We start from the raw sequence: 14,864 nt of genomic DNA, 5'->3' as shown, positions 1-14,864 counted from the left end.
CTCATGGCCGACGTCCAGACCCGCTCCGTTGCACACAACAATACCCTTCAATCCGGCGGCCCGCGCAAGCGCCGGCTAGGCCGAGCCATTGCCCTTCTCATCGTGGTCGTGGTGCTTCTCGTCCTGGTCATTGCAGGGACGAAATTCCTGCAGATATCCAAGCTGATCGCGCAATCGAAGTTGCCGCGCCCGCCGGTGGTCGTTTCCGCGATCAAGGCCCAATCGTCAGATTGGCAGCCCACGATTTCGGCGGTCGGTTCCATGAAGGCCGTGCGCGGCGTCGATGTCACCACCGAAGTCGGCGGCATCGTACGCAGCATCGGCTTCAAGCCGGGCCAACACGTGGCCGAAGGCGCCGTGCTGGTGCAGCTGAACGCCGACTCCGACGTCGCGCAGCTGCAGTCGCTCGAAGCCACCGCAAACCTGGCTGCCATCGTGCTCAAGCGCGACAGAGCCCAACTGGCGATCAAGGCCGTCTCGCAGGCCCAGGTCGATGCCGACGAAGCCGATTGGAAGGCCAAGCAAGCCGCGGCCGCGCAGCAGCGCGCCCTGGTCGCCAAAAAGACCATCCTCGCGCCCTTCGCCGGACGCATCGGCATTACCGGCGTCAACCCCGGCCAGTACCTCAACCCCGGTGACAAGATCGCGGCGCTGCAGACATTCAACCCCATCTATGTCGACTTCAGCGTGCCGCAGGATCAGATCACGGCGATCGAACCCGGCCAGGCCGTTGCGGTCACGGCATCGGGCCTGCCCGGCCAGACGTTCCAGGGCAAGGTGACGGCCATCGACTCCCGGATCGACACGAGCACGCGCAACGCCACGGTCGAGGCCACCATCGGCAACCCCGGCGAGAAGCTGGTGCCGGGCATGTTCGCCCGCACATCGGTCACATCGGGCAAGGCGCAGCGCCACATCACGCTGCCGCAGACCGCCGTCACCTACAACCCCTATGGCACCACGGTCTACCTGGCAGTCGAGAAGAAGGACGAGCACGGCGCGCAAACGCTCACCGCGCAGCAGACCTTCGTCAAGGCCGGCCCGACCCGCGGCGACCAGGTCGCCATCCTGTCCGGCATCAAAGAAGGCGACATGGTCATCACCAGCGGCCAGATGAAGCTCAAGACCGGCTCGCCCGTGCGCATCGACAATAGCGCCGCGCCGCTGAACAACCCGGCGCCCACGCCGCAGGAACAGTAAGCCATGAAGCTAACCGATACTTTCATCAGGCGGCCGGTCTGGGCAGTCGTCGTCTCGGCGCTGATCCTGATACTGGGGCTGCGGTCGATTTTCGAGCTGCCCGTCAATCAATGGCCGCACACCGAGAACACGGTGGTCACCATTACGACCAGCTACTACGGCGCCGACGCCGCCACTGTTGCCGGCTTTATTACGCAGCCGCTCGAAGCGGCCGTCGCACAGGCGCAGGGCATCGACTATCTGTCTTCCTCCAGCGTCACCGGCACGTCGACCATCACCGCCACCCTGCGGCTCAATTACGACTCCAGCAAGGCGCTGACCGAGATCAACACCCAGATCAACTCGGTCAAGAACCAGTTGCCGGCGCAGGCCCAGCAACCCGTGCTGTCGGTCGCGGTGGGGCAGACCACCGACGCCATGTACCTGGGTTTCTACAGCGATGAGCTGCCCACCAACAACATCACCGACTATCTGCTGCGCGTGGTCAAGCCCAAGCTCGATTCGCTCGAGGGCGTACAGACCGCCGAGATCCTGGGTGGGCGCCAGTTCGCCATGCGCGCCTGGCTGGACCCGGACAAGCTCGCTGCGCACAACGTGTCGGCGCAGGACGTCTATACCGCGCTGGCCAACAACAACTATCTATCCGCGGTCGGCGCGACCAAGGGCCAGATGGTGACGGTCGACCTGGCCGCCGGCACGGATCTGCACACCGTGGACGAGTTCAAACAGCTCGTGGTCAAGCAGAACGGCGATGCGTTGGTGCGCCTGCAGGACGTCGCCAACGTGACGCTGGGCGCAGCCGACTACGGCACCAGCGTCGCCTTTTCGGGCAAGCGCTCGGTGTTCATCGGCATCAAGGTCGCGCCCAACGCCAACATCCTCACCGTTGCCGATGAAGTGCGCAAAGCCTTTCCCGACCTGGCCTCGCAACTGCCGGCGGGCGTGACCGGCAAGATCGTCTACGACTCCACCGACTTCATCAACACCTCGATCGACGAAGTCGTCAAGACGCTGGGCGAGGCCATGCTCATCGTCACGGTCGTGATCTATCTCTTCCTGGGGTCCGTGCGCGCGGTCATCGTACCGCTGGTGGCGATCCCGCTCTCGCTGGTCGGAACCTTCTTCATCATGTTCCTGCTGGGCTACTCCATCAACCTGCTGACGCTGCTGGCATTGGTTCTGGCCATCGGTCTGGTGGTGGACGACGCCATCATCGTGGTGGAAAACGTCGACAGGCACATCAAGGAAGAAGGCAAGAGCGTGTTCGAGGCGGCGCTGGTTGCGGCGCGCGAACTGGGCGGCCCCATCCTGGCCATGACGGTCGTGCTCATCGCCGCCTACGTGCCCATCGGCCTGCGCAGCGGCCTGACCGGCGCGCTGTTCAAGGAGTTCTGCTTCTCGCTGGCCGGCGCCGTGACGGTATCGGCGGTCATCGCCCTGACCCTGTCGCCGATGATGACCTCGCGCCTGCTCAAGTCCGGGCAGGAAGAAGGCCGCTTCGCGCGCAAGCTCGACGAAGCCTTCGACTGGCTGCGCACGCGCTACCACCGCGTGCTCGACGCCGCGCTCAGCGCCTGGCCGGTGCTGGTGGCCTTCGGCCTCATCCTCTTCGTGCTGGCGGGCCTGTGCGGCATGACCGCCAAGAGCGAACTGGCGCCCACCGAAGACCAGGGCCTGGTGTTCATGCAGCTCAAGGGCGCCCCCACCGCGGCGCCGCAGCAAATGGACATGCTGGCCGACCAGGCCTTCAATATCGCCAAGAAAGAGCCCGAATACTCGCAGATGTTCCAGCTGACGGGCTTTCCCGTGTCCAACCAGGGCCTGGGCGGCGTTCTGCTCAAGCCCTGGGATCAGCGTACGCGCTCGCAAGCCCAACTGATCATGGACCTGCAGCAAAAATGGAACAACATCGCGGGCGGGCAGATCGCCGCCTTTCCCCTGCCCTCGCTGCCGGGCTCGCAAGGCCTGCCGGTGCAGTTCGTCATCACCACCACCGAGCCCATCGAGAACCTGGACGAGGTAGCGCAGGCCGTCCTGCAGGAAGCCCAGAAAGAGCAGCTCTTCTACTACTCCGACCTCGACTTGCGCCTGGACAAGCCGCAGGCCAAGCTGGTGGTTGATCGCGACAAGATCGCGGCCCTGGGCATGACCGAAGCCGACGTCGGCGCCGCACTCTCGGCTGCGCTGGGCGGCAACTACGTCAACTATTTCTCCACCGCAGGCCGCTCGTACCGGGTCATTCCGCAGGTGCTGCAGGTAGACCGCCTCAACCCGGAGCAGGTACTGGACTACTACATCCGCACGCCGGCCGGCGCGATGATCCAGGTCCGCACCATTGCGCACATCGAGACCTCGGTACAGCCTGAATCGATCAGCCATTTCCAGCAGTTGAACTCGGCCACCATCTCCGGCGTGAGCGGCCTCTCGCAGGGCGAGCTGCTGCCCAAGCTGCGCAGCATTCTCCAGAAGGTGGCGCCCTCGGGCTACACGGCCGATTACTCGGGCGAGTCACGCCAGTTCATCCAGGAATCGGGCGGCTTCATCGGCCTGCTGCTGTTTTCCATCCTGATCGTCTACCTGGCCCTGGCTTTCCAGTTCGAGAGCTACCGCGATCCGGTCGTGATCCTGTTCTCGGTGCCGCCGGCGCTCTTCGGGGCCCTGGCCTTCATCACCACAGGCTTCGCCAGCCTGAACGTGTACACCCAGGTAGGACTGGTGACGCTGCTCGGCCTGATTACCAAGCACGGCATTCTGATGGTGCAGTTCGCCAACGAACTGCAGCGCGCCGGACGCAGCAAGCGCGAAGCCATCGAGGAAGCCGCCTCGGTGCGTTTGCGGCCCATTCTGATGACGACTGCGGCCATGGTGCTGGGTGTGGTGCCGCTGGTCACGGCCTCCGGCGCCGGCGCGGCAGGACGCCATGACATGGGTCTGGTCATCTTTACCGGCCTGAGCATCGGCACCCTGGTCACGCTATTCGTGGTGCCTGCGATGTATCTGTTCATTGGATCCACGCACAAGCATGAAGTGACCGGCGAGGCGGGCCCCGAGGCCGAGCCGCAGGAACCCTCTCCTGCCGGCCAGGCCTAACCGCAAGACATCCCCCCTGGAATCCACCGGTTCCAGGGGGCGGCCGGTTGCAGCGCGTCGCCTTATGCGAAGGTATCGACCGATCCGCCTATCGATGCGCCGGATGTCGTTGCAGCCGCCATGCCCGCTCCCGCAGCGGGCGCAGCGCCGGCCTGCGCCGCGGCCGTCTGACGAGCCTTCTGCGCCTCGACGCGCGCCAATTGGGCCTTGATGCTGTCGGTCTGGCTTTGAATCTGCTGGATCTTGGCCTGACCCTGAGGTGTTTTTCCGCTGGGGCAGCCAACCCAGTCGGCCAGCTGATTCTGGCATTTCTGTAGCTGCGCCTGGAGCGCGCCCACCGACGCACCCGAGGAAGCTCCCGGCATCTGCGCGGCAGCGGCGCCGATCGCTGCAATAGCCTGCACCATACTTTTCTCCTCGACCGCGGAAATGGGCGGCCCCTACTCTGCAGTTCGTCACGGGCAGGGTTTGGGTTACAGCTTCTTTTCACTGCAGCCACCAGGCGGCGCCATGACACGCTGCAGCCCTGTTCGGCCGATCTCTCCAGGCTTATCCCGCTAGTCAAATTCTGTGGGTTGTAGGTTGCTCTACAAATAATTTGAGTTGAAATAATTTTATAGGTTAATATTTTCTTAGATATTATTCATCCAGAAATGGCATGGCGATCGTCTTTCCCTGTGAATCCGCCAAGCCGCATCCGAGGAAATCGCCATGAATCTCCCATTCCGCCCCAAAATCCTGATGGCCGCCGCGGTCGTGATGCTGGCCGCCGGCGCAGCGCAAGCCGCCACCTTGGCCCAGATCCGGCAGAGCGGCCAGATCCGCATCGCCGTGGCCAACGAGATTCCCTATGGCTTCATCGACATGAACGGCCGGGCCCACGGCGTCGGCCCGGATGTGGCCGCGCAGATCATGAAGCAACTCGGCGTCAAGAAGATCAAATGGGTGACGGCCAGCTTCGGTTCGCTGATCCCCGGCCTGCAGGCGGACCGCTTCGACATGGTGGCCGCCGAGATGGCCATTTTGCCGCAGCGCTGCCAGCAGGTGCTTTTCTCCGAACCCGATAGTTCTTACGGCGAGGGTTTGCTGGTGCCCAAGGGCAATCCCAAGCATTTGAATTCGTATGAAGCCTTCGCCAAGTCGAACGCCAAGGTGGCGATCATGGCCGGCGCGGATCAGCTCGAGATGCTGCATGCGCTCGGTGTTCCCGACTCGCGCATTGTCACGATCGCCAACAACGCCGACGCAATTTCCGCCGTGGCCACGAGACGCGTCGACGCCTATGCCGCCACCGGCGTGACCGTGGCCCAACTGGCGAGCAAGAGCAACAAGGTCCAGCCTGCCAAATCCTTCAGCGATCCGATGATCCACGGCTCTCCCGCCCGCAGCTGGGGCGGCTTCGCGTTCTCCACGGATTCGAGCGATTTGCGCGATGCGGTCAATGCCCAGCTCGCGGTTTTCAAGAAGACGCCGGCATGGGCGCAGATCATGAAGCGCTACGGCTTTTCGGCCAACGACGCTACCCAGTCTTCGGCCAAGACCACGGAACAGCTTTGCCGGGGTTGATCCCGAAATCCGGACGCGGACGGTTCGGCGACCGGCCGGCGGACTTTCTATGAACGAGGCGTCATGCACAGTCTGAGCTATAGCACGCCCCTGCTTCAGGGCGCCTGGGTCACCGCGCAGCTTGCCGTGATGTCGACGCTGGTGGGAGCCATCGTCTCGTTCGCGCTCGGCCTGGGCAGGCTGGCCGGCAGCCGCCTGATACGCCTGCCCAGCATCGCGATGATCGAACTGTTTCGCGGCACCTCGCTGCTGGTGCAGTTGTTCTGGCTGTATTTCGCCCTGCCCGTCCTCGGCCAGGCCGTCGGCCTGGATTTGCGCCTGCCGCCTGTGACGGCCGGAGTGCTGGCGCTGGGTCTGAACATAGGCTCCTATGGCGCGGAGGTCGTGCGCGGCGCAGTCCAGGCAGTACCGCGGTCGCAATACGAGGCAGCCAAGGCGCTGGACTTCACGCCGTGGCAGATCATGCGGCGCATCGCCCTGCCCCAGGCCATACCCGAAATGATGCCGAGCTTCTCCAACCTGGCCGTGCAGAACCTGAAAGACACCGCCCTGGTGTCGCTGATCAGCCTGGGCGACCTGGCTTTTCGCGCCGAGCAGATCCGCAACTACACGCAGGACAGCACTACCGTCTACACCCTGCTGCTGTTCATGTATTTCGGCATGGCCTTGGTGCTCATGGCGGTCATGAAAACGCTGGAGCGCTTCGTAGGACGTTGGCGCCCCGTCGCGAGGTCTTGAATGATGCCCCCACACTTACTGCATTCACTGCCTCCCGATGAGGCGCGACACCCCCTCGGCGCGGCCCGGCGGAGCTGACCATGCTGTTCGGTATTTCCTGGAACACCAGCAGCGACGGCGCTTTCGCAGCGTCGATCCTGCCCATCCTGCTGCGCGGCCTGTTGGCCACCGTGCAGGCCAGCATCGTAGGTATGGTCATCGCTCTCGTGCTGGGGCTGATTCTGGCCGCCTTGAAATCGAGCCGATTGCGTGCGGTGTCCTGGCCTGCACGTCTGCTGACCGAGTTCATCCGGGACACGCCGCTCCTGGTACAGCTTTTCTTTCTTTACTACGTGCTGCCCGACTACGGCATCGTGCTGCCGGCCTTTCTCACCGGCGCGCTGGCGCTGGGCGTGCAGTACAGCGCCTATACCTCCGAAGTCTACCGGGCCGGGATGGAGTCGGTGCCGCGCGGACAAATCGAGGCCGCGCGCGCGCTCGACTTGTCGCCGGCGCGGATATTCCGCGTGATCGTGCTGCCGCAGGCGGTGCCGCGCATCGTCCCGGCAATGGGCAATTACCTGGTTTCGATCATGAAAGACGTGCCGGTGCTGTCGGTGGTTTCGGTGCTCGAGATGCTCAATGTCGCCAAGATCATCGGCGACCGCACCTTCAACTATCTGATTCCCCTGTCCATGGTGGGCGGCCTGTATCTGGTGCTGACCATCGTGGCGTCGACGGGCGTTCGCTATCTGGACACCCGCCTGCCCAAACGAGGATTGCCATTGCGATGAACGATACCCTTGACGACACTCACACCGACGCCGGCCCCATCATCCGCTTCGAAAAAGTCGTAAAACGCTTTGGCGCGACGACGGTGCTCGACGAGCTCGACTTCGACATCCACAAAGGCGAGAAGGTCACCATCATCGGCCCGTCCGGCTCCGGAAAGTCGACGGTGCTGCGCATACTCATGACGCTGGAGAACATCGACAGCGGCCTGATCCACGTGGCCGGCAAGCCGCTGTGGCATCAATATCGCCAAGGCGAGCTCGTGCCGGCTGGCGAGGCGCATCTGCGCGAAATGCGCAAAGAGATGGGCATGGTGTTCCAGCAGTTCAACCTGTTCCCGCACATGACCGTGCGCCGCAATATCACCGAGGCGCCGGTGCACGTGCTGGGCCTGTCGCGCGAGCAGGCGCGAGAGCGGGCCCAAAAATACCTGGAACTCGTGGGTTTGGCAGATCAGGCCGATAAATTCCCCGGCCAGCTCTCAGGCGGGCAGCAGCAGCGCGTGGCCATCGCTCGCGCTTTGGCCATGCACCCGAACATCATGCTGTTCGACGAACCCACGTCGGCGCTGGATCCGGAACTGGTGGGCGAAGTGCTCAACGTGATCCGCCGCCTGTCCGAAGAGCACGACCTGACCATGCTGCTGGTGACGCACGAAATGCAGTTCGCCAAGCAGATCTCCGATCGCGTGTGTTTTTTCGACCAGGGCCGCATCGTCGAGCAGGCGCCTCCCGAAGCGCTCTTTGCCGAACCGCGCGAGGAACGCACGCGCGAATTTCTCAAAGGCTTTTTGCAGGCGGGCGCAGCCTAGGCACCTAAGCCCGGGCTGCGCACCGAACCCTAAGACACCGAGCTGCCGGCACGCGACATCGTGAACGCGTCCAGCGCGGCAAGCGCCGCGTCGTTGCGCCTGGCGGCGATATGCTCGGGGCGCGGCGCCAGGCCATATTTGGGCAGGCCCAGGCGGTTTTCCACGCTGTTGTAGACCATGAAGACATTGGCCCGCGGCCAAGGCGATATATTGCCGTTGGAGCCGTGCATGGCGTTGCAATCGAAGAACACCACCGAGCCGGCGCCCGCCGTCATGGCCCGTATGCCGCCCTGCTCGACCAGCAACTGCAGGCTGATCGGATCGGGCACGCCGTACTCCTGCTTTTTGAGTGAGCTGCGGTAATGATCCGGCGGCGTCTCGCCCTGGCATGCAATGAAATGCCGGTGCGAACCGGGCACCAGCATCAGCGGTCCGTTGCAGGCATTGTTCTCGGTGAGCAGAAGAGAGCAACTCAGCGCCCGCATGGCCGGCATGCCGTCCTCGACATGCCAAGTCTCGAAATCGGAGTGCCAATAGAACTCCTCGCCCTTGAAGCCCGGCTTCATGTTGATCCGAGACTGGTGGATGTAGACCTCCGACCCCAGTATCTGACGTGCTACATGAAGCAAGCGCTGATCGCGTGCGAGGCCGTTGAGCAGCGGGCTCAGCTCGTGCGCCCGGAACACCGAGCGCAGCGCGTCGCTATGAGGCTCGGTAATGGTTTCCTCCCGATCCAGAATCGCGCGGTCCCCGCTCATGCGCCGGATCTCGTCCAACAAACTCTGCACTTCGCCCGGCGAAAACAGATTCTCGATCATCAGAAATCCATCGCTTGCGTAGGCATCGAGCTGCCGCTCTGACAGCGCCTTGGCATAGGCGCCGTCGCCGTACACCACAGGCTCCTGGCGCGCAATGATCGCGGCGCCGCGATCCGTGCGCGAATCATATAGATCACTCATTGTCGTCGTCATCATGCATCTCCTGCTTCAAGCCGCGTCGGACAGGGCGGGATACACGCCCTGCCCGTCATGCACCTCCAGCCCGGTCAGCGGCGGGTTGAAGACGCAGATCACGCGCAACGGTTCCTTGCCGCCGCGCAACCAATGCTCGTCGTGGTCGTCCAGGGCATAGACCACCCCGGGGCCGAGCGCATATTTCTTGCCGTCGGCGATGGTTTCGATTTCGCCGTCGCCTTCTATGCACCAGACCGCTTCGAGATGATGCCGGTAATGGATATGGGTTTCGCTCCCGGGAAAGATCACGGTTTCGTGAAACGAAAACCCCATGCCGTCCTGCTTGAGCAGCACCCGCCGGCTCAGCCACGTATCGGTCTTGACCTCGAGTTCCGTGCCGATCACGTCTTTCACATTTCTTACTATCATCGCCGTTGTCCTCCGAACTTGAGCACCTTGTTCTGGGGGCCCAGGATTTCCGCCGTACTACGTTCCACGATCTCCAGTCCGCGCTCGAGCAATTCGTCTTCGATCGTCAGTGCCGGCAGCACCTTCAGCACCTCGTCGTGCGGGCCCGCGGTTTCGATTACCACGCCGTATTCAAAAGCCTTTGCGGCGATGCGATTGGCCAGGCCATCGCCGTCCGCCGGCGTGGCGAGCCCCTGGATCAGACCGCGGCCGCGCACGCTCAGGCCGATCTGCGGATAGGCATAGGCCAGGTTCTCGAGCCAATTGCGCACCAGGTCTTCCTTGCGACGAATCTCGCCGGCAAAAGCGTCGTTCGTCCAATAGCTGTCCAGGGCCTGCGCCGCCGTAACGAAGGCCAGGTTGTTGCCGCGGAACGTGCCGCTGTGCGCGCCCGGTTTCCAGATGTCGAGCTCGGGCTTGAACAGCACCAGCGACATGGGCAGGCCGAAGCCCGACAACGACTTGGACAGCGTCACCACGTCCGGCCGGATGCCGGCCTGCTCGAAGCTGAAGAAACTGCCGGTACGTCCGCATCCCACCTGGATGTCGTCGATGATCAGCAGCATGTCGTGGCGGCGACAGAGCGCCTCGATCTGACGCAGCCAGCGCCAGGTGGCGACGTTCACGCCCCCTTCGCCCTGCACGGTTTCCACGATCACCGCGGCCGGATGGTCCAGACCGCTGCCGGCGTCGTCCAGCAGGCGCTCCAGATAGACCGCGGTGTCCACGTCGTGCCCCATATAACCGTCGTAGGGCACGAAGGTGACGTTGCCCAGGGGCATGCCCGCAGCCCCGCGGAACTTCGCGTTGGCCGTCGCAGCAAGAGACCCGGCGCTGACGCCGTGAAAGCCGCGCGTGAAAGCGATGACGTTCTGCCTGCCCTTGACCTGGCGGGCCAGCTTCAGCGCAGCCTCGACCGCGTTGGTTCCGGTCGGGCCGGTGAACTGCAGCTTGTACTGCCAGTCGCGCGGTTTGAGCAGCACGCGATCGAAGGTCTCGAGAAAATACTTCTTGGCGCTGGTAGCCATGTCCAGGCCATGCACCACGCCGTCGGCGTCCAGATAGTCCAGCAGCTTGCGCTTGAGCACCGGGTTGTTGTGCCCGTAATTGAGCGTGCCCGCACCGCTGAAGAAATCGATGTATTGCCGGCCCGTCTCGTCGACCAGCAGCGACCCTCTGGCCCGTTCGAAGACGACTGGGAAAGACCGGACGTAGCCGCGCACCTCCGACTCCATCCGGTCAAATATGCTCAAGTCCATGGCGTTCTCCTTTAGGTTGCGAGGACATGCCGCGAAAAAAGCGGTTGCGGCCCGCAGCCGCGCATGCCTCTTGCCTGAAATCCCCGCAAAGGGGCTTTGAATCCGCTCACGTCGAACGCGGTTGCGCGTCCCTTGCGTGAACGGACTAGGACGGCTGCTCGACGCAGCCGATGGGTTGAAAAGGTCCGAGGCGCAGCAGTCTTTCCTCTTCGTGCCCCGTCTGCCCGAAAAGCTCGGGCTCGAAAAAGGCGCGATCGGAGCAACCGGTGCCCAGCCGCCGTGCAAGACCGGCGAACACGCCGCGCGACGCGGCGTTGTCGGGACCGACCGTGGTTTCGATATATCGGACCGCGCGCGCAGCGTCGCGCTCGAGCAGATGCCGCACCATGCGCCCGGCCAGGCCGTGCCCGCGCGCGTCCGGATGCACGGCCACCTGCCAGACGAAAAGCACGTCGGGATGCCGCGGCGGAATATAGGCCGACACGAACCCGATCACGCGCCGGGCGCCGTCTTCGGCGAGCACGCAGGTGTCGGCATGATGCTCGCTCAGCAGCAGATAGGCATAGAGGGAATTGAGATCCAGCGGAGGACATTGGCCGACCAGACCGTATATGGCCTGGCCGTCGGTCTTGCGAATGGCGCGCAGGCTGAAGGCCTGCGGCGGTGCGGTGCGATGCGCGCGAACGGGGAAAGAAGATGAGAGTGCGCTCGCCTCGACAGTCATACCGCCAAGCCTGATTCGGGAGGAGCCCCGCCGACGGCGACGTCCAGAATGGGCGAACCGGGTTCGTCCATCGCTTCGGGCGGCAGCACGCCCTGCGGCTCCATCAAATTGACGATGCGCTCCAGCGACAAGGTGATGGTGGCCTGCTCCAGTTCGGGCAGTGCCTTGAGCGCATCGGCCAGCTTCTGCTGCAGCGGCGACGGCGTGTCCTTGGCCAGGGCGATGCCGGCCTCGGTGGCGGCGACGAAAACGATGCGGCGGTCTTCGCGGCTGCGCTCGCGCCGAATCAGCCCCTTGTCTTCGAGGCGATCGAGAATACCGACGACGGTGCTGGGGCTGACGTGGATCTCGCGGCTGATGGCCGTGGCCGTCAGCGGCCCCAAATCGATTACCGCACGCAAGCAGACGAGCTGCGGCGCCGTGATGTGGCTGCACGCGGCAAGCTGCCGGGAATGCAGCGCGATGGACCGCGTAATGCGGCGCAGAGCGCGCAGAATACGCAAGTCGTAATGCAGGTCGGCAACGGTGTCGTTCATGATGCGGGATGCATCCCTATTAGTTTCATTGAAATTAATTTCAATTCAAATGATATGCTCGCAAAAGACCAAAGTCAACCCGCGGATTCATGATTGCCCTGGCGGTTGGAGCCCGCTAGGCGGGCTTTATTACTATATCGGCCTACGTCACCGCCGGGTGGTGGACTGCCCCCTGGCAGTTGCCAACGCGGCATGCGCCCGTCGAAACACCGATGCCTCATAACCAAGATTTGCTCTGGAAATCCGCCAAAGCCGGTCCTCTCCGAGGGAGCTCCTCAATGCGTCATCTCGTAAATTTTCTGCCCGGACGACGGTTTCGCCGATCTGCGCGCGGGCTGCTATGCGCGGCGCTGGCGGGCAGCGTGCTGAGCGGGTTGGCAACTGGGCTGGTCCACGCCGCCTCGCTGCCCGCCGTTCAGAGCCGGCATGCCATGGTGGTCTCGGCCCAGCGTCTGGCCTCGCAGGCCGGGCAAGCCATTCTGAAGCGCGGCGGCAATGCCGTCGACGCCGCTGTCGCGATGGGCTATGCCCTGGCTGTGGTGGACCCGTGCTGCGGCAATCTGGGCGGCGGCGGCTTCATGACCTTGCATCTGGCCGACGGCCGCAATGTGTTCCTGAATTTTCGCGAAACTGCCCCTGCGCGGGCAGCTCCCGACATGTATCTGGATGCCAGGGGCGAGATCGAACCTCGCGCCAGCCTGGACGGCTGGCGCGCCGTGGCAGTACCCGGCACCGTATTGGGATTGGATACGGCCTTGCGCGAATTCGGCAGCCTGCCGCGGCGCGAGGTGATGGCGCCGGCCATCGCCCTGGCCGACAAGGGTTTTGTGCTCACGCGCGAAGATACCGCCATCCTGAACCTGGGCACGGCGCGTTTTCTGCGCGACCCTCAGGCACGGCGTATCTTTCTGCACCCGGACGGCAGCCCGCTGCGGCCAGGCGAGCGCCTGGTCCAGCACGATCTGGCCGCCACGCTGAAAGCCATCGCGGGCCGAGGTTCCAGCGCCTTCTATCGCGGCGCTGCGGCCGCCGCCATCGGCCAGGCTTCGCGCCAATCCGGCGGTGTGCTGCGCGCATCGGACCTGGCGCGTTACCGGGTCACCCAGTCGCCGCCTTTGTCCTGCCAGTATCGGGGCTATACCGTGCTGTCGGCGCCGCCGCCCAGTTCCGGCGGCGTAACTCTGTGCGAGCTGCTAGGCGTTCTCTCCGGCTACGATCTGCACGGCATGGGGTTCGGATCGGCACAGTATGTGCACACGATGGTCGAAGCCATGCGCCATGCTTACGAGGACCGCAATACCGAACTGGGCGACCCCGCTTTCGTGCAAAATCCCATCGATCGCCTGCTCAGCCCTGCGCACGCACAAGCTATCCGAGCCCAAATCAAACCCGATGTCGCCGGCGTGTCGCATGTGCCGAAGACCGGCCTCGATGTTGCGGAAAAGCCGCAGACCACGCATTACTCGGTCGTCGACGCCAAGGGCAATGCGGTGGCCGTGACTTATACCCTGAATGGCCGCTTCGGCGCCGGCGTCATGGCGCCCGGCCATGGCTTCTTCCTCAACGACGAAATGGACGACTTCACGTCCAAACCCGGCGCACCCAATCTTTTCGGATTGGTCCAAGGCAAGGCCAACGCCATCGAGCCGGGCAAGCGCCCCCTGTCGTCCATGGCGCCGACCCTCATCCTGCATGACGGCAAGGTCAAGCTTGTGCTGGGTTCGCCGGGCGGATCGCGCATCATCACCATCGTGCTGCAAGTGGCGATCAACCTGATCGACTTCGGCATGCAGCCTCAGGAGGCGGTGGATGCGCCGCGCATCCATCACCAATGGCTGCCGGACGTGGTCGATTACGAACGGGGCGGCCTGTCTCCGGACACGCTGCGCCTGCTCGAGGCGATGGGCTACGACATGAAGGCCGAGGCGCCCTGGGGGGCGGCGGAAATCATCCAGGTAGGCGCCCTGCCCGGCCAGCGCGAGCGCGCGACGCAGGTAGGCAATGATTCCGTGGCCGATACGGGCGTGCAGGCAGGCTGGCGCTACGGTGCGAATGATCCGCGTCGACCGGCCGGCGCAGCAATCGGGTATTGAAAATGATGAAAATGAAACACCTGCCTGGAAACATCGCCGTGGGCATCCTCGCTTTCTTGCCGCCCATGACGACATGGGCTGCAGACGCCCGCTGGACGTATATTGCGGCCGTGAAAACCGGCGACAACCTGGCCGCGGTCTATCTTCGGCTCGGCACGCCCAGCCCGCCGAACAAAATGCACGCTCGAGTGTGGGAGCTCTACAGCAACTCGAAATATCAACGAGCAGGATCCATTTCATATAAATCGGAAATGAACCTGCAGGACTACGACTGCGCCTCAGAAAAAGCCGCCACCCTGAGTCAGACCTTGTACGACGGAGAGATGGGAACCGGAAGCGTTTTATCCTCCCGGTCAGCACAGCGATCTCCGACCTACAGCCTTCCTGTGCGCGGCACGCTTGAATACGTCGCCATGCAAGCGGCATGCTCTGCGGCCGCACACGCACGCTAGCGCTTTGACGCCCGAGATCTATTTGGGCAGGTTCGGCAGCGAAAAAAAAGCCGCTCTTTCGAGCGGCGCGATGTCGTAGTAGATCAGGTGTTTTTGGTAGCCCCCCTCGGAGTCGAACCGAGTACCAACGGATTATGAGTCCGCTGCTCTAACCAAGCGTGAGCTAGAGGGCCGTAAGCGGTAGCCGATCCGAAAAACCCGAG

At 63.6% G+C, this 14,864-nt stretch carries 14 protein-coding genes and 1 tRNA gene; 8 read left to right on the top strand and 7 right to left on the bottom strand.

The genetic code is table 11. The annotated features are described in order from the left end of the window. The first annotated feature begins 3 nt into the window (after nt 1-3). Both ACTHJ1_RS09745 and ACTHJ1_RS09740 read left to right on the top strand, forming a co-directional pair. Nucleotides 4-1,200 (top strand): efflux RND transporter periplasmic adaptor subunit, encoded by a 1,197-nt coding sequence (locus ACTHJ1_RS09745; RefSeq protein ID WP_440191284.1) that lies wholly within the window; start codon nt 4-6, stop codon nt 1,198-1,200. 3 nt (nt 1,201-1,203) lie between these two features. Beyond that, nucleotides 1,204-4,290, top strand: a complete 3,087-nt coding sequence (locus tag ACTHJ1_RS09740) for an efflux RND transporter permease subunit (protein WP_440191281.1) — start codon at nt 1,204-1,206, stop codon at nt 4,288-4,290. 62 nt (nt 4,291-4,352) lie between these two features. On the opposite strand, the gene ACTHJ1_RS09735 is transcribed toward ACTHJ1_RS09740, so the two are convergent. Further along, nucleotides 4,353-4,697: a FlxA-like family protein gene (locus tag ACTHJ1_RS09735; RefSeq protein ID WP_440191278.1), complete on the bottom strand. Its 345-nt coding sequence runs from the start codon at nt 4,695-4,697 to the stop codon at nt 4,353-4,355. A 304-nt stretch (nt 4,698-5,001) separates the two neighbouring features. Here ACTHJ1_RS09735 and ehuB point away from each other — a divergent pair, with 304 nt between their 5' ends. From ehuB to ehuA, 4 genes are all read left to right on the top strand, one after another. Next, a complete protein-coding gene (gene ehuB, locus ACTHJ1_RS09730) occupies nt 5,002-5,856 on the top strand; it encodes an ectoine/hydroxyectoine ABC transporter substrate-binding protein EhuB (protein WP_440191275.1) in 855 nt (284 codons plus the stop codon). Nucleotides 5,857-5,919: 63 nt separating this feature from the next. Then, complete coding sequence (gene ehuC, locus ACTHJ1_RS09725) at nt 5,920-6,594, top strand: ectoine/hydroxyectoine ABC transporter permease subunit EhuC (RefSeq protein WP_440191272.1); 675 nt, start codon at nt 5,920-5,922, stop codon at nt 6,592-6,594. Nucleotides 6,595-6,674: 80 nt separating this feature from the next. After that, on the top strand, nt 6,675-7,367 hold the full coding sequence (gene ehuD / locus ACTHJ1_RS09720; RefSeq protein ID WP_440191269.1) for an ectoine/hydroxyectoine ABC transporter permease subunit EhuD: 693 nt from the start codon (nt 6,675-6,677) through the stop codon (nt 7,365-7,367). Continuing rightward, on the top strand, nt 7,364-8,176 hold the full coding sequence (gene ehuA, locus ACTHJ1_RS09715) for an ectoine/hydroxyectoine ABC transporter ATP-binding protein EhuA (protein ID WP_440191266.1): 813 nt from the start codon (nt 7,364-7,366) through the stop codon (nt 8,174-8,176). Before ehuD ends, ehuA begins: the two co-directional genes overlap by 4 nt. A gap of 29 nt (nt 8,177-8,205) precedes the next feature. Here the strand turns inward: ehuA and thpD are convergent, their stop codons facing one another. From thpD to ACTHJ1_RS09690, 5 genes are all read right to left on the bottom strand, one after another. Next, nucleotides 8,206-9,147, bottom strand: a complete 942-nt coding sequence (gene thpD / locus ACTHJ1_RS09710) for an ectoine hydroxylase (RefSeq protein WP_440191382.1) — start codon at nt 9,145-9,147, stop codon at nt 8,206-8,208. 15 nt (nt 9,148-9,162) lie between these two features. Then, nucleotides 9,163-9,558, bottom strand: coding sequence for an ectoine synthase (locus ACTHJ1_RS09705; RefSeq protein WP_440191263.1), 396 nt, complete (start codon nt 9,556-9,558; stop codon nt 9,163-9,165). Next, nucleotides 9,555-10,856, bottom strand: coding sequence for a diaminobutyrate--2-oxoglutarate transaminase (gene ectB / locus ACTHJ1_RS09700; RefSeq protein ID WP_440191260.1), 1,302 nt, complete (start codon nt 10,854-10,856; stop codon nt 9,555-9,557). Before ectB ends, ACTHJ1_RS09705 begins: the two co-directional genes overlap by 4 nt. A 145-nt stretch (nt 10,857-11,001) precedes the next feature. Beyond that, the gene (gene ectA / locus ACTHJ1_RS09695; protein ID WP_440191257.1) at nt 11,002-11,580 is read right to left on the bottom strand and encodes a diaminobutyrate acetyltransferase; all 579 of its coding nucleotides are present in this window, start codon (nt 11,578-11,580) and stop codon (nt 11,002-11,004) included. Beyond that, nucleotides 11,577-12,116 carry a MarR family winged helix-turn-helix transcriptional regulator gene (locus ACTHJ1_RS09690; RefSeq protein WP_440191254.1) on the bottom strand — a complete coding sequence of 180 codons (540 nt, stop codon included), beginning with the start codon at nt 12,114-12,116 and terminating at the stop codon, nt 11,577-11,579. Before ACTHJ1_RS09690 ends, ectA begins: the two co-directional genes overlap by 4 nt. A 431-nt stretch (nt 12,117-12,547) precedes the next feature. Here ACTHJ1_RS09690 and ggt point away from each other — a divergent pair, with 431 nt between their 5' ends. Together ggt and ACTHJ1_RS09680 are read left to right on the top strand one after the other, a co-directional pair. Continuing rightward, entirely contained in the window at nt 12,548-14,209 is a 1,662-nt protein-coding gene (ggt, locus tag ACTHJ1_RS09685; RefSeq protein WP_440191379.1) for a gamma-glutamyltransferase, read from the top strand. Nucleotides 14,210-14,211: 2 nt separating this feature from the next. Beyond that, complete coding sequence (locus ACTHJ1_RS09680; protein WP_440191251.1) at nt 14,212-14,661, top strand: surface-adhesin E family protein; 450 nt, start codon at nt 14,212-14,214, stop codon at nt 14,659-14,661. 94 nt (nt 14,662-14,755) lie between these two features. Here ACTHJ1_RS09680 and ACTHJ1_RS09675 read toward each other — a convergent pair. Then, nucleotides 14,756-14,834, bottom strand: a tRNA-Ile gene (locus ACTHJ1_RS09675). Nucleotides 14,835-14,864 lie beyond the last annotated feature (30 nt).

Source organism: Bordetella sp. (assembly GCF_051960075.1).
In the GTDB taxonomy this organism is placed as follows: Bacteria; Pseudomonadota; Gammaproteobacteria; order Burkholderiales; family Burkholderiaceae_B; genus Bordetella.
This window is presented reverse-complemented; position numbering and strand designations above follow the sequence as displayed.